At 60.2% G+C, this 20,774-nt stretch carries 19 protein-coding genes; 12 read left to right on the top strand and 7 right to left on the bottom strand.

Going from position 1 to position 20,774, the window contains the following annotated elements; genetic code table 11:
* Positions 1-35 precede the first annotated feature (35 nt).
* The 7 genes from ACK9YZ_RS29355 (at position 36) to ACK9YZ_RS29325 (ending at position 7,432) form a co-directional block, all read left to right on the top strand.
* Positions 36-3,044 carry an ATP-binding protein gene (locus ACK9YZ_RS29355; protein ID WP_416067084.1) on the top strand — a complete coding sequence of 1,003 codons (3,009 nt, stop codon included), beginning with the start codon at positions 36-38 and terminating at the stop codon, positions 3,042-3,044.
* A gap of 129 nt (positions 3,045-3,173) precedes the next feature.
* Positions 3,174-4,178, top strand: a complete 1,005-nt coding sequence (locus ACK9YZ_RS29350; protein WP_416068453.1) for a zinc-dependent alcohol dehydrogenase family protein — start codon at positions 3,174-3,176, stop codon at positions 4,176-4,178.
* A 33-nt stretch (positions 4,179-4,211) separates the two neighbouring features.
* On the top strand, positions 4,212-4,511 hold the full coding sequence (locus ACK9YZ_RS29345) for a tautomerase family protein (protein WP_416067083.1): 300 nt from the start codon (positions 4,212-4,214) through the stop codon (positions 4,509-4,511).
* 250 nt (positions 4,512-4,761) lie between these two features.
* Positions 4,762-5,586, top strand: coding sequence for an alpha/beta fold hydrolase (locus ACK9YZ_RS29340; protein ID WP_416068452.1), 825 nt, complete (start codon positions 4,762-4,764; stop codon positions 5,584-5,586).
* A 92-nt stretch (positions 5,587-5,678) separates the two neighbouring features.
* A complete protein-coding gene (locus ACK9YZ_RS29335) occupies positions 5,679-6,644 on the top strand; it encodes an MBL fold metallo-hydrolase (protein ID WP_416067082.1) in 966 nt (321 codons plus the stop codon).
* A 121-nt stretch (positions 6,645-6,765) separates the two neighbouring features.
* Positions 6,766-7,203, top strand: a complete 438-nt coding sequence (locus ACK9YZ_RS29330; RefSeq protein ID WP_216760182.1) for a DsrE family protein — start codon at positions 6,766-6,768, stop codon at positions 7,201-7,203.
* A gap of 124 nt (positions 7,204-7,327) precedes the next feature.
* The gene (locus ACK9YZ_RS29325; RefSeq protein ID WP_416067081.1) at positions 7,328-7,432 is read left to right on the top strand and encodes an SDR family NAD(P)-dependent oxidoreductase; all 105 of its coding nucleotides are present in this window, start codon (positions 7,328-7,330) and stop codon (positions 7,430-7,432) included.
* Positions 7,433-7,798: 366 nt separating this feature from the next.
* Here ACK9YZ_RS29325 and ACK9YZ_RS29320 read toward each other — a convergent pair whose 3' ends face one another.
* The 7 genes from ACK9YZ_RS29320 to ACK9YZ_RS29290 form a co-directional block, all read right to left on the bottom strand.
* Positions 7,799-8,878, bottom strand: a complete 1,080-nt coding sequence (locus ACK9YZ_RS29320; RefSeq protein WP_416067080.1) for a Gfo/Idh/MocA family protein — start codon at positions 8,876-8,878, stop codon at positions 7,799-7,801.
* Position 8,879: 1 nt separating this feature from the next.
* Positions 8,880-9,899, bottom strand: coding sequence for a Gfo/Idh/MocA family protein (locus ACK9YZ_RS29315; protein WP_216760184.1), 1,020 nt, complete (start codon positions 9,897-9,899; stop codon positions 8,880-8,882).
* A 61-nt stretch (positions 9,900-9,960) separates the two neighbouring features.
* On the bottom strand, positions 9,961-11,034 hold the full coding sequence (locus tag ACK9YZ_RS29310; RefSeq protein WP_416067079.1) for an ABC transporter ATP-binding protein: 1,074 nt from the start codon (positions 11,032-11,034) through the stop codon (positions 9,961-9,963).
* Positions 11,035-11,088: 54 nt separating this feature from the next.
* A complete protein-coding gene (locus ACK9YZ_RS29305; protein ID WP_416067078.1) occupies positions 11,089-11,952 on the bottom strand; it encodes a carbohydrate ABC transporter permease in 864 nt (287 codons plus the stop codon).
* A complete protein-coding gene (locus ACK9YZ_RS29300) occupies positions 11,945-12,847 on the bottom strand; it encodes a carbohydrate ABC transporter permease (RefSeq protein WP_416068451.1) in 903 nt (300 codons plus the stop codon). The genes ACK9YZ_RS29305 and ACK9YZ_RS29300 overlap by 8 nt, the downstream gene beginning before the upstream one ends.
* 47 nt (positions 12,848-12,894) lie before the next feature.
* Positions 12,895-14,184, bottom strand: coding sequence for an ABC transporter substrate-binding protein (locus ACK9YZ_RS29295; RefSeq protein WP_416067077.1), 1,290 nt, complete (start codon positions 14,182-14,184; stop codon positions 12,895-12,897).
* Positions 14,185-14,288: 104 nt separating this feature from the next.
* Positions 14,289-15,233, bottom strand: a complete 945-nt coding sequence (locus ACK9YZ_RS29290) for a LysR family transcriptional regulator (protein WP_416067076.1) — start codon at positions 15,231-15,233, stop codon at positions 14,289-14,291.
* A gap of 836 nt (positions 15,234-16,069) precedes the next feature.
* On the opposite strand from ACK9YZ_RS29290, the gene ACK9YZ_RS29285 reads away from it, so the two are divergent.
* From ACK9YZ_RS29285 to ACK9YZ_RS29265, 5 genes are read left to right on the top strand one after another with little or no spacing between them, the layout of a single operon-like run.
* Positions 16,070-17,155 (top strand): ABC transporter substrate-binding protein, encoded by a 1,086-nt coding sequence (locus ACK9YZ_RS29285; RefSeq protein ID WP_416067075.1) that lies wholly within the window; start codon positions 16,070-16,072, stop codon positions 17,153-17,155.
* A gap of 1 nt (position 17,156) precedes the next feature.
* Complete coding sequence (locus ACK9YZ_RS29280; RefSeq protein WP_416067074.1) at positions 17,157-18,209, top strand: FecCD family ABC transporter permease; 1,053 nt, start codon at positions 17,157-17,159, stop codon at positions 18,207-18,209.
* Positions 18,206-18,964: an ABC transporter ATP-binding protein gene (locus ACK9YZ_RS29275; RefSeq protein ID WP_416067073.1), complete on the top strand. Its 759-nt coding sequence runs from the start codon at positions 18,206-18,208 to the stop codon at positions 18,962-18,964. The genes ACK9YZ_RS29280 and ACK9YZ_RS29275 overlap by 4 nt, the downstream gene beginning before the upstream one ends.
* The gene (locus tag ACK9YZ_RS29270; protein WP_416067072.1) at positions 18,961-20,271 is read left to right on the top strand and encodes a hypothetical protein; all 1,311 of its coding nucleotides are present in this window, start codon (positions 18,961-18,963) and stop codon (positions 20,269-20,271) included. Before ACK9YZ_RS29275 ends, ACK9YZ_RS29270 begins: the two co-directional genes overlap by 4 nt.
* A complete protein-coding gene (locus ACK9YZ_RS29265; protein WP_416067071.1) occupies positions 20,264-20,773 on the top strand; it encodes a hypothetical protein in 510 nt (169 codons plus the stop codon). The genes ACK9YZ_RS29270 and ACK9YZ_RS29265 overlap by 8 nt, the downstream gene beginning before the upstream one ends.
* The last annotated feature ends 1 nt before the right edge of the window (position 20,774 follow it).

The raw sequence follows: 20,774 nt of genomic DNA, 5'->3' as shown, positions 1-20,774 counted from the left end.
GACGGCACGACACGGACTTAGCTCTCCAGGAGAAGATGGTCGGCCTGCAACTGCTGCTATACGTTCTTGAGTCAGGATTCTATTGCGTTGTTATTCTCCGACCCGACAGGATCGGCTATGATTCATCGAGTTATTGGCTGCGAGCTGACACCGCTTATCTATCAGGTCCGATCAGGATGGAAGGGCATGCATTACCAAACGCAGCGGCGGGGCCGGATGTTGCGACATCATTCGGCGATTTGGGGCTGTACCCGGGACGTCACCTACTAGTCAGAAACCAAAAGCCGGTACCAATCGGATCGCGAGCGCTCGACATCCTCATCGCGCTGACGGAACGGCCTGGCGAGCTCCTGACGAAAGACGAACTGATCGCGCGCGCCTGGCCGAACACGATAGTCGAGGAATCGAACCTCAGAGCGCAGATCGCGGTGCTTCGCAAGGCGCTTGGCGAGGATCAATCCGCGGCGAGCTATATCGCCGCCGTTCCTTCGCGGGGCTATCGGTTCGTTGCGCCACTTTCCCGCTCGGAACTCCCGCAAGGGGCTGCCGCGGATGCAGCGTCGAATAATCTTCCAAGGCAACTGACGCGACCGATCGGAAGGGAGGAGGCAATCGAAATCCTTGAAGGACGGGTTCAAAGGTCTCGTCTGGTCTCCATTGTCGGTCCTGGCGGCATCGGAAAGACAACGGTCGGCATCCGTGTGGCGGAAGAGCGATCTTCATCGTATGAGCATGGCGTGTGCTTTCTGGATCTGGCACCGCTCCGGGATCCTTCGGCGCTTCCGTCCGTCCTGGCATCACAGCTTAGGCTCCCGGAGATCACGGGCGATACTGTTTCCCTGTTGACCGCGCACCTTCGTGACAAGCGTATGCTTCTGGTGTTCGACAGTTGCGAACTCGTTCTCGACGCCGTTGCAGGATTGGTGGAGATCCTGCTCCGGGAGGCTCCGGGTATCGGCATTCTGGCTACCAGCCGAGAGGCATTGCGGGTGGAGGGTGAAAGCGTCTACAGGCTTCCCGCCCTCGATATGCCCCCGCTTGGTTCGGGCCTAACGGCGGCCGATGCTTTGGCGTTTCCCGCCATCCGCCTTTTTGTAGACCGGGCAACTTCGTCCGGAGGTGAGTTCACGTTCGATGACTACGAAGCTCCGATCGTCACCCACATATGCCGTCAGCTCGACGGAATTGCCCTGGCAATCGAGCTCGCTGCCGGTCGGGTCGAGGCGTTTGGCACCCGAGGAATAGCGGAGCTTTTGAACGACCGGCTACGATTGCTGACGGGTGGCAGGCGCACCGCTCTTCCACGTCACCAGACGCTGGCTGCCATGATCGACTGGAGCTACGGTGCGCTTTCGCGCGAGGAGCAGGCGGTGTTGCGAGGGCTCGCCGTGTTCGCTGGTGAATTCGGGCGCGAGGCAGCGACAGCCGTTGCTTTCGATGCGCTCGCAAACGAATGCGATGTACCGGGGCAACTTGCGCAACTTGTGGCGAAGTCCCTTTTAGCTGTCGATACGCACGGCAAGGCGGCACGATACCGATTGCTCGATACGACACGTGCCTTCGCTATAAGCAAATTGCAGGAAGAAGGGGAGGTAAGCCTCGTCGTCCAGCGCCTAGCAAGATATCTGTGCGAGACCCTCGAGTATTCGGCGGAGGAAGTGGAAACACTGTCAAGCGACGATTGGCTGCTCAAGTACGGGTCACAAATCAACAACGTCCGCTACGTCCTCGACTGGGCGTTCTCTGACAACGGCGACGCCGATATAGGGGTTGCTGTAACTGTTTCGGCCATCCCGCTCTGGTATCAATTGTCGCTGGTCGATGAGTGCCTGACGTGTGTGCGCCGCGCACTGCTTGCCATCGATCCAGGGGAAAAGCGGGATGGACGCGCCCGTCAGGTCATGCAGCTTTATAGGGCGCTCGGTCTCTCGCAGGCCTTCAAGGTCGGGTTTGCGCCACAGGCTCCTGCCGCGTTCGCAAAGGCACTGGAGATAGCCGAAGAGCTAGGCGACGTCGACGCGAAGGCAGAAGCCCTATGGGGCTTGTGGATCGCGCAGGTGGGTATGGGCGAGTATCGGGCATCGCGCGACAATGCCGATCGCTTCGTGAGGCTTGCTCGCAACAGCCTCGACAGGTTCATCGGCGACCGCATGCTGAGCATGACGCTCTTCTGCATGGGAGATTTCCGGGGTGCCCGTCGCCACGCCGATCTCATGCTGGAGCACGACGTCTCAACCGAGCTTCCCCCTGGCGGGTTCGTGCGGTTCAGATTTGGTCAGTCCGTTTCGGCGCGAATTCAGCCCGCTCAGCTCCTGTGGATGCAAGGCTTCCCGGATCAGGCCATGCGCGCCGCCGATGCCGCGGTCGAGGCGGCACGCACCTCCGGCCACACAATTTCGCTCTGCGAAGCATTGGCCCGGTGGTCATGCCCAATCCTGGTTCATGTCGGGGACCTCGCGGCGGCTGATTGCGCGATCACGGAACTGCTTGATTTGGCCAAACTGAACAGCCTTGGTCCGTGGGAGGTATTCGGCCGCTGCTGGAAAGCGGCCCTGCTGATCCAGCAGGGCCATCCCGAAAGAGGCGTTCCGCTTCTCCGCAGCGGACTGTTGGAACTGCGACAGGTCAAGCTTTTCAACCTCTACAACGTCAGATTTGTCTGCTTCCTGGCCGAGGGTCTCGCCTTGCTCGGCGAGCACGCCGAAGCGCGTGCCCTAGTGGAGGCAGCCATTGCCGTAAGCGAGGATAAGGACGAACTCTGGTACATTACGGAGCTCTATCGTCTGAAAGGTGAAATCCTTGCGCAATGCGGACATGGCGACGAAGCCGAGCAATGCTATCTCCATTCCTTGGAACTGGCACGGCATCAGGACGCACTTTCCTTGGAATTGAGAGCGGCCCTAAGCCTTTCTCAATTGGCCGTGGGGCGCGGCGACAGAGCTGGAGCGCGCGAGCTTCTGGCCACGGTCTATGAACGTTTCAGCGAAGGTCTCGATACCGCAGACCTGCGCGCGGCGAAGGCGATACTGGCCGAACTGTCCTGATCCAGAGTTCCGCGGACGCCCGCTTGACCGTCACACAAGAATTCACTGCGATTCACTGGCTGGTGACCGTCGTGTTCTGCCATCGTGTGGCCATCGCCGGATGGTCGGCAGCGCATGAAGGGCAGACCGATGATGACCACGACGCCGACAGAAATGGATGCACTCGTCCTTACCGAGACGAATACTGATCTTGTCCGTACCCGCATGGTCTGCCCGGCTCCTGCGGCGGGGGAGGTTCTCGTCCGCGTCAAGGCGAGCAGCGTCAACCCGCTCGATCTCAAGATCAAGAGCGGACAGGCCCCGCACGCCCGCCATCCGTTGCCCGCAATCCTCGGAATGGACTTGGCCGGAGTCGTCGAGGCAGTCGGCCCGGGCGTAACGTCCTTCAGACCTCAGGACGAGGTCTTCGGCTTGACCGGCGGCGTTGGCGGCCTCCAGGGCTCACTGGCGACCTTCGTTTCTGTCGATGCCGACCTGCTGGCGCCTAAGCCAACCAACCTCACCATGCGCGAGGCCGCCGCACTGCCGCTGGTGTTCATTACGGCCTGGGAAGGGCTGGTGGATCGCGCTACCGTCCAGGCACGGCAAAAGGTGCTCGTACTCGGTGCTGGCGGGGTCGGGCATGTAGCAATCCAAATCGCACGTGCCTTCGGAGCTCAGGTCTTCGCCGTGGACAAGGCGTCGAAGCAGAAGCAGATCGAAGAGCTGTGCGCGACGGCGGTCGATCGCCATCAGACTACCGTCGAGGAATACGTGAAAGACCACACGGGCGGACACGGCTTCGATGTGGTCTATGATACCGTCGGCGGCGCAGGGATAGATGCGGCGTTCAACGCCGTGCGCAGGTTCGGCCACGTCGTCAGTTGCCTTGGATGGGGCACGCATTCGCTCGGGCCGCTCTCCTTCCGCGCTGCAAGCTACTCAGGCGTGTTCACGCTCCTGCCGATCCTGACCGGAGAAGGCCGCGCCCACCACGGCGCTATACTGCGCGAGGCAAAACGCCTTGCCGAAGCCGGAAAGATCACCCCTCTCCTCGACCCACGCCGATTCAGCTTCGAGAGCGTTTCGGCCGCCTATGCGGCAGTTGAAAATCGCACTGCCAGCGGAAAGATCGTCATCGACGTCGCCGACTAGGTGGACCGTCTCACTACAGCCAAGGAGAAGACAATGCCATTCGTGAACGTAAAGCTCGTCGACGGCGTCTTCACGCCAGAGGAAAAGCACGCCATGGCCAAGGCGCTGACCGATGTCATGGTCAAGTTCGAAGGCTCTGAAGCCTTCCGCGAGGTCGTCTGGGTCTTGATCGAGGAACTACACACGGATGGCTGGCACATCGGTGGCAGACCGTTCGAGGGGCCGAAGTCCTTGATGACCACGCTTTCGAAATCGAAGGACATCGTTGAGACCATCGACGGCAATCCGACCACGCGCAAAGAATGGGCCGCGGCCGCGCCAGTCATTGGCTGACCGTGCCGCGATCGCAGCCGAGCGAATACCGAAGGCGACCCGCGAAACCTCCGACCGTGAAGAGCCATCCGGCCGACAAAGGGACAGGACCATGACTTCGAAGGAATATTTGCCGATACCCGCCGTCACGAGACGGGAAGTCTTGATCGGGACGGCCACCACAGCAGTTGCCGCCCTGCCGATGCAGGCGCTGGCGGCGACGATGTCTTCAAATCCAACCAGAGCAGATTTCGAAACCGGGAGTGAGATCATGAGCAGCATCACGACGAAAGACGGCGCGCAGATTTTCTACAAGGACTGGGGTTCCGGTCAGCCGATCGTATTCCACCACGGCTGGCCTCTCAGTGCCGACGACTGGGACAACCAGATGCTGTTTTTCTTAAGCAAGGGGTTCCGCGTCATCGCCCACGACCGTAGAGGCCATGGCCGCTCGAGCCAGACATCAGGTGGCAACGACATGGATACGTACGCAGCCGACGTCGCGGCCCTGGCCGAGGCTCTCGACCTCCGCGACGCTGTTCACATCAGCCATTCGACCGGCGGCGGCGAAGTCACCAGGTATGTGGCCAAACATGGGAAGGGCCGGGTCGCGAAAGCGGTTCTCATTTCCGCAATCCCCCCGGTCATGGTCAAGTCCGACAAGAATCCGGGCGGGCTTCCGATCGAGGTGTTCGACGGCTACCGGGCGGCGTTGGCCGCCAACCGCGCGCAGCTCTACCTCGATATCGCAAGCGGGCCGTTCTATGGCTTCAACCGCCCCGGGGCGAGCGTTTCGGAAGGTACGATCCGCAACTGGTGGCGACAGGGCATGATGGGCGGTGCGAATGCACACTACGAATGCATCAAGGTATTCTCGGAGACCGACTTCACGGAGGACCTCAAGGTCATCGATGTCCCCGTGCTCGTGATGCACGGCAGCGACGATCAGGTGGTTCCGATCGCCGACTCTGCGGAGCTGTCGGTGAAGTTGCTCAAGAACGGGAAGCTAAAGGTCTACGATGGCTACCCCCATGGGATGTTCACGAGGAACGCCGACGTGATCAACGCCGATCTCTTGGCCTTCATCAAGGCTTGACGGCCGGACAGGCCGCAAGGCCCGCCTCAACCTCTCCAACTCCAGTTCGAAAGCCGTCGGCTCGCTCGAGTCCGGCTGCGGAAAGGTATGTCATGAAATCCGAACACATGCTCTCGCGCCGTGGATTTTGCCTCTGCTGCATCAGTGCGGCGGGATTTGCCGCCACGGGAGGATGGTTGAGCCCCCGCGCGGCTTATGCGGAGGCGCGCGGCCTGGTAAGCCTCATAAAGGACAGCGCCGCGAAGTCCGCCATCTCCACCCACAAGCTGAGGAATGGCATCACCATCCTCGAAGGGTCGGGTGGCAACATCGCGGTGTTGGGCGGCAAGGACGGCCTCGTCATGGTGGACGCCGGAATCAGTGTCTCGCGGAAACAGATGACCAAGGCGCTATCCGACATCTCGCCGGACCCCGTGTCCCACTTGATCAACACCCATTGGCATTTCGACCACGCGGATGGAAACCCCTGGATCGGCTCCGACGGCGCAAAGATCATCGCGCACGAGAACACCCGCAAGTACCTTTTGCAGGTCCAACGGGTAGAGGACTGGGATTACAATTTTCTACCGCTGGCGCGGAGCGGCGTCCCCGAGCATGTGTTCTCGAAGGAGCATACGCTCAAACTCAACGGTAACACACTCGATCTGAAATATTACGGTCCGGCCCACACGGACGGCGACATCTACGTGATGTTCGGCGAGGCGGATGTCCTGCATGCGGGCGATACATACTGGAACGGCATTTATCCGTTCATCGATCACTCGACAGGCGGAAGCATCGACGGAATGATCGCGGCCTCTGAAGCAAACCTTGCCGCGTCCACAGACGAGACCATCATCATTCCGGGACATGGAAACCCGGTGAGCAACCGCGCCGAGTTGCGTGACTTCCGCGACATGCTCGTCGCCATCCGCGAGAACGTGGCCAAACTCAAACGCCAGGGACGCTCCCTCGACGAGGTGGTCGAGGCAAAGCCCACGGCTGCGTTCGACGAGAAGTGGGGCCAGTTCGTGATCGATCCCGCCTTCTTCACGAGGCTCGTCTACGCCGGCCTCTAGGGTGGACCGATCTCACGAAACCCTTTCGGCGCGCTCCTCCCACCGCCTCCCTTGCGCGCCTCCGGGACGCCGCGCATTGGCGTCCCGGATCTATCGCAACAGCAATCTCGAAGGAACGAACATGTCTGATACGAAAAGCGCGCTGTTCATCGATATCCCGGTCGAACTGCGAGAAGTGAAGTCAGTCCACAGCATCGGAGGGCTGGAGTTCGAGGGCGACTTGCCCGCGGCTCTATTCCATCTCCAGTTGATCACGACGGACATCGCGAATTGGAAAGCGGCTTCCGAAGTGATCGTGGTGTTCCACACCAACGCCGGCCACGTCACGCTTGGCGATGAGGCCTACAATGCGTCGCGGAACATCGCCACCGGCAACCCCTACAAAAAGCTGGTCGCGGACCTCATCGACATCGGCGTCAAGGTCGAGCTTTGCGGAGCGACTGCGAAGGTAAACGGATGGGGCAACGCCGATCTTCTGCCCCGCATCAAGATCAATCTCGACGCCATGGCGCGGACGATCCAGCTCGTCCAGCAAGGATTCGTCAAGATCACCGAGTGACCTTCTGGTTCCCAGTCCTGCCAAGAATCGAACGCCCAACGAGAGTGCCATGCTTCAACTGCAATTTGGGTTCCATTCAACGGCCTCGGATGTCTTGAAGGGCATTGATCTCCATTGAGAGACAATGATCGTGACCGGAGGCGCAAGCGGCATCGGCACCGAGACGACGGCAGCTCTTGCCGCCGCCGGTGCGTCCGTTGTCATCGCCGCGCGTCGTCCGGAAGTGTGAATCAGCACCGAAGGTTGACCCTCTGCCGCTTTTACGTAAGGCATCGATTTACAAATACGAAATGGAAATCGAGAGCGGGTCACGATCAGCACCGATGATGACTCCGCCCGGATCGAGATTTGCCCGCAAATTCATGCACGTGCTGCCTTTTAGCAGAGAGTCAACCTTCGGTGCTGATTCACAGACAGGCTAAACCTTTCTGCACGCAGGGGTAAAACTGGACGGACAGAACCCAGCTCAATGCGAAGGCATCCGCCTTTCCAGACTCGAGCTGGCCAGACGGCAGCCTTGACCGGCCTTGGAGCAACCCATGCTGCCGAGAGTTCAACTAACGCGTGTTTTGGTAGTGCATGATCTCCGCCGTCTTCACTCCCGTGCCGTCTCAGGCAGCCATGAGTGATAAAGCGGGTGATTGACGGAAATTGGCATGGCGGTCGGCTTGCTGGTGCGGTGTGAGTGATAGGCGGCTGTTACGAGTTCGAGCGAGCGGCGGGCATCCTCAAGCGTTACTGGCGGTTTAGTATCATCCATGATTGCCTTGTGGAAAAGCTGGAATTGGCGGGTATAACCGTCCTCCTCGTCCTTATATTCGGCGAGTGCATCATCCACGCGGGCCTGATGCTCTTCTGTGCCCGCGACGAAGCTCCATGGATCACGGCCCATCGTGTAAGGATCCAGGACGCTTTCCGCCACCAGATCGGAAAAGCAGAAGCGCAGGCGCGAGATTTCCTTGCGGGAACCGAGCGTCATGGACAGAGCCGCTAGCGAACCATTTTCCATCTTCACCGAAAGCGTCGCTGTGTCCTCGACCTCAATTGGGTTCACCAGCGTCGTACCATGGCTGAACACTTCGGCGCAGGCGCCATGGACGTAGTTCAGCATGTCATGGGCGTGGATGGCATGACCGAGTAGCCCGCCGCCTAGTTCGCTCTTCCATTTGCCGCGCCACGGAACGGCATAGTAGTCCGGCCCGCGCCACCAGTGGGTCTCGATGGTAGTGAGAAACGGGCGCCCGGTCAGGCCGCGTTCGATAAGATATTTCAACTTCTGCAATCCGGTACCGTAGCGGTACTGGAAGATCGGCATCAGAAAACGGTCGGTGCTGCCCACGATCTTGATCATTGCATCGACATCGGCGATCGAGCCATAAAGTGGCTTCTCACAGATGATATGCTTGCCGGCCTCAATGCCGCGCTTGGAGAGTTCGAAATGTGAATCCGGCGGCGTGCAGATGTCGATGATGTCGAGATCATCGCGTGCAAACAGAGTGTCCACATCCTGAGTATATTCGGCGATCTTGTATTCTTCGCAAAGCGCGCGCCCGCGGTCCCCGTCAAGCGAGCAAAGGACCGCGACCTCGAACAGCTCAGGGTTCCAGCCAAAGCCGGACAGATGCCTCGCGGCAATGCCGGCCCCAATGACGCCGACGCGTAATCTCTTGGTCATCTCAATATTCTCCCTGGACGCCAATACGGGCGGCATTGGTCTGTGCCTCAAGCGAAAGGCGACAGACTTCAAAGACATGGGCCTGCGACATCGCGGTTTCGGTGCGATTGGCGACGTCATCGACAAAGGCGCGGAAATATATGAGCTCCTCGTCGCTGCAATCGATGTAGCGGTTTTCCGTACCATTGATGAGGAAGAGGTGATCCTTGCCCGGTCGGCCGGAAATGTCGATATACTTGCGCAGCTCGATATAGCCCTCGGTACCGAGGATGATCAGCCGTCCGTCGCCCCACGTACCGAGCCCTTCCGGGGTGAGCCAATCGACTCGGACATAGCCGGTTGCCTTGTCGGAACGCAAAAGAATGTCGCCAAAATCCTGGAAGGCCGGCTTTCCCGGCATCGTGAAATTGCCGATGCTGCTGGCAACGATCTCGCCCGCTTTCGAGCCGGTGTAGAACAGAAACTGGTCGATCTGGTGGGAAGCGATATCCACGATGATGCCGCCGAAGCGTTTGGGGTCGAAAAACCAATCCGGTCGTGAGGCAAGCTGAAGCTTATGGGGGCCGGTGCCGATAGTCTGGATGACCCGGCCAACCGCGCCCTCCTGCACCAGTTTGCCCGCCTTCACCGCCGAGCGAACGCTGTGACGTTCGGTGAAGCATATGGAAAAGATCTTTCCGGTTTCCTCTACCGTCTTGCGGACCTCTGCGAGCTGCTCAAAGCTTGTAACTCCTGGCTTGTCCAGCATCACATCCTTCCCGGCCTTCATTGCACGGACGGCCAGGCCCGCGCGGTCCGCCGGTACGGCGGAGATGCAGACGACGTCGATCTTCGGATCATCAAAGATCCGGTCGCGGTCGATCTTCGGTACGTCGGGATAATTCTTCTCCATCGCCTCGAGAACAGCGGGGGCAGTGGTTTCGGGGCAATAGCCGACAAATTCAGCGCCCGTCGCCAAAAGCCCCTTCACATGATCGAAAATATGGCCGTGGTCGAGACCGACGGCTGCAAACCTCAACATTGCTCGCTCCTTATTGCTAGCCGGCCAGAACCGGCCGTCGTCATGCTTGTCTCACCGGCGATCATGCCTCCTGGACATGCTTCGGCAGCGTCTTGCGCCCAGCCTGGTCGAAGAAATGCGCCTTCTCGAGATGGAAGAACACGTCCACGCTGTCGGTGACCGCCGGCTGCCCTTCAAGCAGAATCGTCAGCGGCTGCCCATCGCCGAGGCTGGCGTACACAACACTCTGCCCGCCGAGGCTCTCCACCAGATCCACCGCAGCGGTGCCAAGTTTGATCCTGCTGGTGCCGGCAACTATCGAGAGGTGCTCGGGTCGGATGCCAAAGGTAACCGGCAACCTTTCGAAATTCAGATGAGGTAACGAGACCTCGTTAATCCTGATGCCGTTCGAGGAAGCCGCGGCCGGTAGGAAATTCATCTTTGGTGAGCCAATAAAACCAGCAACGAACCGATTGCCGGGCGCGTTGTAGAGATCGAGCGGAGAGCCAACCTGCTCAATGCGCCCGTTGTTGAGCACCACGATCTTGTGCGCCATGGTCATCGCCTCGACCTGATCGTGGGTCACGTAGATCGTCGTATTGCCGAGCCGCTTGTGCAGCTTGGCAATCTCGACGCGCATTTGGACACGCAGCTCGGCGTCCAGGTTGGAGAGCGGCTCATCGAACAGGAAGAGTTTCGGCTCGCGCACGATCGCCCTGCCAATTGCCACGCGCTGGCGTTGACCACCGGAAAGCTGTCGTGGTTTGCGAGCGAGGAGCGGCTCGATCTGAAGGATTTCCGCCGCCTCCTGGACACGTCGCTTGATCTCCTCCTTCGACATCTTCGCGGTCTCCAGCCCGAAGGCGAGGTTCTTATGGACCGTCATGTGCGGATAGAGCGCATAGGACTGGAAAACCATGGCGATACCGCGCTCGTAAGGCGCGATATGATTGACCGTTCGGCCGTCGATCATGAGGTCGCCGCCAGTGATCTCCTCGAGTCCGGCGACCATTCTCAAAAGAGTCGATTTGCCAGAGCCTGACGGGCCAACAAAGACAACGAACTCTCCGGGGTCGATTTGAAGATCGACGCCGTGAACCACCTGTAGTTCGCCATAGGATTTAGTAACGTTTCGCAACTCAACGGTGGATGACATGGATCGCCTCCCGGCTGTGCTGGAGTTCAATTTTCGCGCGTGAAAGAAGTCCCATCATCGCTTCATCCCCGTGGTTGCGATCCCCTCGATAAGCAGCCGCTGGAACAGCAGGAAGAAGCCGAAGACCGGCATCAGGGACAGCACGGACATGGCGAACAGTCCGCCGAAATTCGACACGCCGCTCGAATCCACGAAGGTCCTGAGTCCGAGCATTGCCGTGTATTGCGGCATGTCGCTCAGATAGATGAGCGGTCCCAAAAAATCGTCCCAGGTCCAGATAAAGGTGAAGATCGAGGCGGTGGCCAGCACCGGCAGCGACAGCGGCATGATCACCCTCCAGTAAACCCGCCAAGGCGAGCAGCCGTCGATCATCGCAGCCTCATCGAGCTCCTTAGGAAGGCCGCGAAAGAACTGCACCATCAGGAAGATGAAGAAGGCATCGACGGCGAGGAACTTCGGAACAACCAGCGGCAGAAAGGTGTTGACCCAGCCAAGCTCGCGAAACAGCACATATTGCGGGATCAGGGTGACGTGATAGGGGAGCATCAGCGTCATCAGCATCAGCGCGAAGCAGATCCGGCGCCCCCGAAATTCCAGCCGCGAGAACGCGAAGGCGGCAAGCGAACAGCTAAATACATTGCCAACGACGCAAAGTATCGCGATCAAGAACGAATTGCTGAAGAACCGGCCAAAGCTCACCGGCAGCCCGTTCCAGCCTTCGACATAAGAGGTAAGGCTAAAGCTCGACGGAGTGAGGCTCGTCGAGGTGAAGATTTCGTTTTCAGGTCTGAATGAGGCCGACAGCATCCACAACAGCGGATAGATCATAGCGATCGAGGCGCCGATGAGCAGCGCGTGAGTGACCATGCCGGCAACACGCGAACGCATCGTGGCTTCGGAGAGCGAGAGCTTATTCATCGTAGTGCACCCAATAGCGGCTGGTGAGGAAGGCGAAGGCCGTAAACAGCGCGATGATGACCAGCAGCACCCAAGCGAGTGCCGAGGCATAGCCCATGCGGAAATAGCCGAAGGCTTCCTGATAGAGATAAAGCGTATAGAACAGCAGCGAATTGACCGGATTGCCCGATCCGTTCGAGATGATAAAGGCAGGTGTAAATGTCTTGAACGCATCGATCGTCTGGATGATGGCGTTGAAGAAGATCACGGGAGTTAGCAGAGGTACGGTAATGCGCCTGAACTGCCGCCAGCGCCCGGCGCCGTCGACCCGCGCCGCCTCGTAAACATCGGCCGGTATCTGCCGAAGGCCGGCGAGGAAGACGATCATCGGCGAACCGAACTGCCAGACCGCCAGGACAATTAGCGTCCACAGCGAGTAGTTGGGGTTCGAGATCCAACTCGGACCTTCGATGCCGAACTGAGCGAGGAGGTGGTTTACCAGCCCGTTGCCAGCGAAAAGCTGTCGCCAGAGAACGGCAATCGCAACGCTCGCGCCGAGAAGCGAGGGCAGGTAAAACAGCGCCCGGTAAAGCGGCAGACCGCGGATGCCGCGATTGAGCAGCATGGCCACGGCGAGCGCAAAAGCGAGTTTCAGCGGCACGGAGAACAGGACATAGACAAAGGTTATCCTGATGGAAATCATGAACTTGGGGTCTGCGGTAAACATGCGCAAGTAGTTGGCAGGGCCCACCCAATCGGGCGCGGTCAGAAGGTCGAAATCCGTAAAGGACAGGTAAAGCGACCACAGGATCGGGCCGAGCGACAGGCAAAGAAAGCCTATCGCCCAGGGCAACAAGAAGAGGTAGGCCGCGCGCTGCGTAGAGGAATAGCGCTTAGGCCCTTTTGCCCGCACCATTCCCCCGCGTGACGCGGCCGCTTCGGGCGACTTGATAACCGTCATGATCAGCGCCGGCTCAAAAGTTCGGTCGCCTGCTCGACAAGCATCGGCCCGGCGTTCTCCGGCTTTTCCATTCCGAAGGCGACTTGCTGACTGATATTGGCAAGCACCGATTGACTAACCTCGCCGGCGGCCGTCGGCGGAGAAGGGGGGATCGGGCCAAGGATATCGCCGAGCCCCGACACGTATTCCAACCCCGCACGTTCGAGCGGCGACAGTGTTGGGGCAAGGGCTTCGCGCACGGGCTCCGAACAGGGAATGCCACGTTCGGTGCCGAGAAGCTTTGCAGCTTCTAGGTCGTTTGCAAAGAAGCTGAGAAACTGGGCGGCTTGGCTTTTCGCGGCCGACGAGTTCGCAATCGAGAAAAACATTGACGGTTTGCGGTACTGGCCGCCCGTTGCGCCAGTAGGGATTAACGGGTAGGGAGCGAGCGCCAGCGGATCCTGCATCAGGGACTGATAGGCAACCAGAAGATTTGAATTGTCTGGTTGAAGCGCGGCCTTACCCGACACAATCATGGTCGATTCCATCGGGCCTGTTGCCAGCGCATTATCTTCGGCCGTAACGCAAACGCCGGCCTCACGCAGCTTCGACCACAAGATAAACCATTCCGTGGCATCGTCGGCACCGAAGGCAAGTTGACCATCGGCGGTGTAAAGCGCCTTCTTGCGTTGGCGCAGCCAGTTTTCGAGCATCTGCTCATTACCCGAAGCGTCCATGATGACGCGGATCCCATTTGGCAGGCCCGACTGCTTGAAGACGTCGGCATATTCAAAGAGCTGGTCATAGGTGAAACCACCCACGGGCAGTTTAATGCCGGCTCTATCGAAAGCTGCGGTGTTGACGATGGTCGCGACGGAGTTTGCTCCGAGGCTGATACCATAGAGCTTTCCGCTAACTTTGCCCCCCTCAATTTGATCTTTATCGAAGCCGGCGAGGTTCAATTCCTTGCCGATAAATTCGTCAAGCGGCGCGATTGCGTTACGGGCGGCATATTCGGCGATATAACGGTAGTCCATTTGCACGACGTCGGGCGCGTTGCCACCGGCGATCTGTGTTGCGAGTTTCGTCCAGTAGTCGTTCCAGGCGAGAAACTCGTTTTGGACCGTGATGCCATTTTGATTGGCAAAAAGCTCGCTTGCCTTTCCGGTCTTATCCGCGCGAGCTTGCCCGCCCCAGAAGATTAGACGAAGCCTTTCTGCGGCGGCGTAAGCGCTGGTACCGTTAAGGGTGGCGGCAAGGGCTCCCAGGCCCGCGATCTCCAAGAAGCTGCGACGACCGATAAGATTATTCATATGCTCCTCCTTTAAGGCCGAACTCTCCTCAGTCGGCGTTTAAAGAGTATCAATCCCCAAGACATATGAAAATTACGATTTATCCGGAGTAATATAGATTTTCTCTATATCTCCGATTCATCTAGCGCCATTGCCGCGAGCTTCGAGGCACCGAGAGCCCGGATTTCCTCTAGGAGGTCGGCAAGCCGAGGGTCGTGTTCGGTACTATGGGTGGCGTAGATGCCGACCCTTGCCGACCGCTCCGGCTGATCATCCCGCAACGTGACCTGATGGAGCCCTTTCTCCGCCAGTTCTTTCGCGACAACGGAGGTGAACCGAAGGACCCCCTCGCTCTTCAAAATATACTCTACGCAGACCGACATGGAATTTGATGAGAAGCTATTTGGCTCCATGCGAAAATGAGGACTGCTTATCGTGTCTCGATCCCGCAGGAACAATCGCTCGTAGCGTTCTTCGGGCGAACCAACGACCACCATGGGGTAGGCTCGGATGTCCTCAAAGCCTTTAGGCTCATTGAGCAACGGATGCCCTTTTCGCACGAAATAACCCTGCCTGGCGTTGCCGAACGGCACGAAACGGGTGTTGAACTCCGCGGCCATGCCAGGTGTCTCATGTCCGAGGAACATTGAAATTTCGCCAGCGAGGAGCTGATCCATGCAACGCAGCTGATTACCCACGCTCACATGCACAGGCGCATCGGGATAACTACGGCGGCGCTCAAATACCCAGTCGCGGAGGAAGAGGATCCACCAAGTATAACCGACGCCGATACTGATTGTTAGTTCGGACTGTATGCGCTGCCGATCGATCTGGTCGATTGTGTTGTCATAGAGCTTGCGCATCACGCGCGCATTTTGGAAGAGGGTCACGCCGTAAGGTGTAAGGACCGCGCCGCGTGCCGTGCGCTTGAAGAGCGTAACACCAAGACTCTCTTCAAGCTTCCTGATATTGAAAGTAAGAGTTGGTTGCGTCACGCTTAGCAATTGCGCCGCGCGACTGAATGAGCCAGATTCTGCTATTGCTAAAAACTGCTGCAATATCTTGTCCATTAAGCCTCCGCCGCTGGAGCTCGCAATAACGCTCCTCCTCGTCCCACCCATAATTCCACGAATGATTTAGCTAGTGCCCGTCCATAAACGCCTGTTTTTCTCCGATTTTGAAAGGGTGTTTGCCGGCTACCATCGTTTCTTGGGACGAGTGATGGCAGAAGACCGCGCAGATTATGGCCCGAAGAGCGATCTGGTGGCAATGGGGTCATGGGATATCGGCCGACGCTCGCTGAGCTGCTTTGAACGCTAACGGATCAGGAGCGTAAGGTCGGCCCGAAGCGGGCAGGAGGACGAGATTGTAAGCGACCACCGAGGACCAGACACGTGCGGCCTCGTTCCATTTGCCTGTCTGGCGTGTGGGGTGCGGGTGGCTTTGAGGTGACCTTAAGCCATGACTGTGGCGTGCTATGTCCTACCGCTTATGCAATAGGCAGGTGGCATTCGTAGATGCTTATGATTGTAAGCCTGCGTTTTCCACGGCGCTGGCTCGTTTAGGCGGATACAGCAGCAGAGCAGCTGTTGGTCGACTTCTCTTCAAGATCGCTGAGATCAGAATACTCGCCGTGGCATGGTCGCTACGCTCGATTCTGTTCATTCAATAGCCTCGGGATCGGTATCGGGACCTCTTCCGAAAGAGGATTTGAGGTACAAAAACTGTCCTCTCTGATCTCCATGGTCGATAGGCCTCTGATGCGACCACGTTGTTGCTGTCAGAAGCTCCCTAGCAATTCACTTTGGGACGACTACTCGTGTGATGACAGGCACCTCAAATATCTTGACAAAGGAAATCATATTTACGAATTGATGTGCGTCACTAAATTTTTTGAGGGTTTTTTATGCTTTTCAGACGGAACGAGCTCGCGATCACAGTTGCATTGGTTTTCACTCAGCCACTCGCCGCAACCGCCGATCCGATCACCATCATCGATCATGAAAAGCGCACCGTCACACTGCCAAAACCGGTCGAGCGGATCGCCTCGATCCCAATTCCGATGGCCTCGACCATCATCGCCATGGACGGCGGAACGTCAAAGCTGGTCGGCATGAACCCAACCGCCAAGTCGGCGATCGTCGAGGGCGTGCTCGGCAAGATCTTCCCCGAGGCGAAGGACATTCCCTCCGACATTACCGCGCCGAACTTCATTCCGAACGTCGAGGAACTGGCGGCCACCAATCCCGAACTGGTAATCCAGTGGGCCGATCGCGGCCCGGACCTGGTCGACCCGATCGTCAATGCCGGCCTGACCGCGCTTTTGATCTCCTACGGCTCGGAAGAGAAGACCAAGCAGTACCAGGCGATGGTGGCGACCGCGATGGGCAAGCCCGAGCGCGCGCAGATGATCAACGGCTGGCGCGACCAGGTGGCCGCCGAAATGGCCGCCAAGTCGAAGGACATTCCGGCCGAGAAGAAGCCGCGCATCCTCTATCTTGGCCGCGCGCTGGAAAGCCTGACCGCCTCCGGCGACAAGGGGAACTACGCCGCCTTCTACGTCAATCTGGCCGGCGCCATCTCCGTCTCGGCCAATCTCGAGGGCCAGGGCACGACGATCAGCCCCGAACAGGTCGCCGAATGGAACCCCGACGTCATTCTCCTCAACAGTTTCGAGGCCAAGCTCGGCCTTGAGCGGATCTATGACGACCCGATCCTGTCGCTGACCAAGGCCGCCCAGGACAAGCGCGTCTACAAGATGCCGCTCGGCGGCTATCGCTGGGACCCGCCGAACCAGGAGAGCCCGCTGACCTGGATGTGGCTTGCCAATCTCATGCATCCCGACATCTTTCAGTACGACCTGCGCGGCGAGATGAAAAAGGCCTACAAGACGCTCTACGACTACGACCTGACCGACGAGGACATCGACGGCATCCTGTGGGTCGGCATGCAGGGCGATGCCACCGACTACGCCCAGTTCAAGGCGAAGTAAGATGGCGATGGCGGCGATGGAAAGCGGGCGCCGAAGCCTGATCGGCCTCAGGATCGGCGCGTTCGGGCTGATGGCGCTGGCGCTGATCGCCGCCATGCTGTTTTCAATAGGTGCCGGGCGCTTTTCCGTCGACGTGCCACGGATCGGCGAGATCCTGCTGGCGGCGGTCCTCAACCCGGATGCCGCGCCGACCCAGATGGACGAGCGCATCGTGCTGCTGGTGCGTCTGCCGCGCGTGCTTCTGGCGGCGCTGTCGGGTGCAGCGCTCGCCGTCGGCGGCGCGGCGCTGCAGGGCGTGTTCCGCAATCCGCTGGTCTCGCCGCAGGTGCTCGGCATCAGCCAGGGTGCCGCCTTCGGCGGTGCGCTCGCCATCCTGTTCGGCTATTCCGGCTTCGTCCTGCTCGGCATGGCCTTCCTGCTCGGCCTGTCGGCGCTGTTCCTGGTCGGGCTCCTCGCCCGCATCAACGGCCGCACTGAGGTGATCACGGTGATCCTCGCCGGCATGATCGTGGGCGCGTTGTTCGCGGCCCTGGTGTCCGTCGTGCAGTTCGTCGCCGACCCCAACACCTCTCTTCCCGCCATCGTCTACTGGCTGATGGGCTCGTTTTCGACCGCCACCTGGCCACGCCTGTGGCTCGCCGTGCCGGGCATGGGCCTTGGCCTCCTCGCCGTCTGGCTGTTGCGCTACCGGCTCAACCTGCTGGCGCTCGAGGAGCAGGAGGCGCGGTCGCTCGGCGTCAATCCGGATCGCGAGCGCTGGTATATCTTCGTCGCCATTTCGCTGATGACCGGAACCTCGGTGGCGGTAGCCGGCATCATCGGCTGGATCGGGCTCGTCGTGCCGCATGCCGCGCGCATCCTGGTCGGCGAGGACCACCGCGCGCTGATCCCGGCCTCGGCCCTGCTCGGCGCCGCCTATCTGACGCTGATCGACACCATGGCGCGCACCCTGACGGCGGCCGAAATCCCGCTCGGCGTGCTGACGGCGCTGGTCGGCGCGCCGGTGTTCGGTTACCTGCTGCGCCGCCATTTCAAGGAGACCAACCGCACATGATCGGTCTTGAAGACGCCTCCGTCTCCTTCGGCGCCCGCACGCTGTTTTCCGGCATCAGCTTCACCGTGCCGGTCGACCGTTCGATGGCGGTGCTCGGCCCCAATGGTCGCGGCAAGACCACGCTTCTGCGCGCCCTGCTCGGTTTCCAGCCGCTGGCCAAGGGTCGTCGAAGCGCGCCGAAAATCTCCGGCTATGTGCCGCAGCACGGTGCCTCGCAGGCCAAGCTGTCCGGGCTCGACGTCGTCGTCATGGGTCGGGCGGCCAGGCTTGGCCTGTTCGGCCAGCCCTCGGCGGACGACCGCGCGGCGGCCGAGGAGGCGCTGGTCGAGGTCGGCGCCTGCCATCTCGCCGAGCTTCGCTACGACCGCATGTCCGGCGGCCAGAGGCAGATGGTGCTGATCGCCCGCGCCATCGCCACCGGTTCGCCGGCTCTGATCTTCGACGAGCCGACCTCGGCGCTCGATCTCGGCAACCAGTCACGCACGCTGGAACTCCTCAATTCGCTCCGGCTTCGCCGCGACAAGGCGATCCTGTTCACCACCCACGACCCAAACCATGCGCTGGCGGCGGCCGACGACGTGCTGCTGATGATGCCGGGCGGGCGCGAAATCCACGGCACCGTCGCCGATATGATCGAGCCCGACAAACTCTCCGAGCTCTACGGCGTGGCGATGCGCTGGGTGGAGGTAACCGGACCGACGGGCGAGACGCGCCGGGCAATCCTGCCGGCTTTCGCCGGAATGGAGGCAGCATGAGCGCGATCTATCTGAAATCGACCTATGAGGCCCCGTCCGAGGCCGTGAAGGCGGCCGCGGCAGAGGGTCTGGTGACGATCGTCGAGCAGCCGGCGCTGACCGCCGACATGCTTCTGGCCCACAAGGGCCTGATCACCGGCAACCAGTTCGACCAGAACGCCATGCTGCTGATGCGCGAGGCGCTCGCCGCATTCCTCGATGCCGACGGCCGCTGGTTCTTCAATGGCCACATGGTGCGGCCGCTGGTCGACGGCATGAGCCAGTACCGGCCGATCGAGGCGCCGAAGCGCGCCGATTTCGACCTTTCCTCGGTCAACGCCCATCCGCTGTTTTCCGGCATCGAGCTTGCGAAGATCGAGACCAACAAGGGTGTAGCGGGCTTTTACGGCCGGGGCTGCAATCCGCCGCCCGAAGGTGCGGTGGCGGTCAACGGTCTCGGCGCGGCGCAGGTGCCGGTCGACTGGATCTGGGCGCGACCAAGGGGCGGCCGGATCTTTTCCCATGCCGGCAACGATCTCGGCTCGATGGGGCTCGAATGGAACCTGTCGGGCGAGCTGACGCGGCGGATGATCGACTGGACGCTTGGCGGCCCCTGCCTTGACCCCTGGCCCTCGGCACCCTCGTCGCCGGCGGCCGAGCTGCCGCTTGCCGCGCCCGAAACCTATGGCGGCATGCGCATGTCGAGCCGAACGGGACGGCGCGTCGTCGCGCCATCGTCCGGCACCTATTACAACATCCGCAGCCTTGAAGGACCGCGCTACACCGAGATCTTCGACATCATCTGCGCGCCCGAGCAACTCGCCGACATCCTGCGTCCCGACGACATTCTCTGGGTTCCGTGCCGCACACCGGCGCAGCGCATGATCGCCCAGAAATCCGTGCTCGCGCGCCATCTGGCCGCCGGCGGCACGGTGGTGGCGCTCGGCGAGAGCCGTTCCGATCTTTGGCTGCCGCATGTCGACTTCACCGGCACGCCGACGAATTGGTGGTGGTGGCTCGATCCGGCCGCCGATCTCGGCGTGCGCGTCAGCGAGGCCGCGGCCAGCCATCCGCTGATGGCCGGCATCGGCGACAGGCAGGCGACCTGGCACCTGCATGGCTGGTTTGTCCCGCCGGACGGCGCCACGGTGCTGGCCCGCGACGGTGAAGGCCGGGCGATCCTCTACGAGGACAAGGTCTCGACCAAGGGAACGATGATCCTCTCCTCGCTCGACCCGATGTTCCATCACGGCTCGCATTTCATGCCGGCCACGACCCTTTTCCTCGACAGCTTCGTTCCCAACCTGAAGGCCTTCGCAGATGTCTAATGCCATTACCGTGCTCGACAACGGCCACCCGATCAGCTTCACCTTCGACGGCATCAACGCCTATCACGGCGGCGGTTTTCCCGGCGGCGTGGCGCATGCGCTGAAGGCGATGCAGGCGGCGTTTCCGCTACTGTCCGACACGCCGCTGGAACGGCGCGAAGTGACAATTGTCACCGCGTTTTCCGGTCCCGGCGGACGCGACGCGCTGGAAATGGTGACCCGGGCGCTGACCGAGGGACGGCTGACCGTCGACAAGTCGATCGGCGGCAAGGACATCATCACCGATCCGCCCGGACCTTACGTGTTCCGCTTCAGCTATCGCGGTCGCACCGCTGAAGCCGTAATCAAGCCAGGGCACGTGAAGGAAGAGTTCGTCACGCTGGGCGCTAAGAAGGACAAGACGCCCGACGAGGTCGCCCGCCACGAGGAGTTGAAGGCGGAAATGGCTTATCGTCTGCTGCCTATCCCTGCACACGAGGTGTATGGCGTCAGGACCTTTTGAT

This window comes from Rhizobium sp. ZK1 (assembly GCF_047782645.1).
Taxonomy (GTDB): Bacteria; Pseudomonadota; Alphaproteobacteria; order Rhizobiales; family Rhizobiaceae; genus Rhizobium.
Note: the sequence above shows the minus strand (reverse complement) of the source record. Positions and strands in the feature narration are given on the sequence as shown.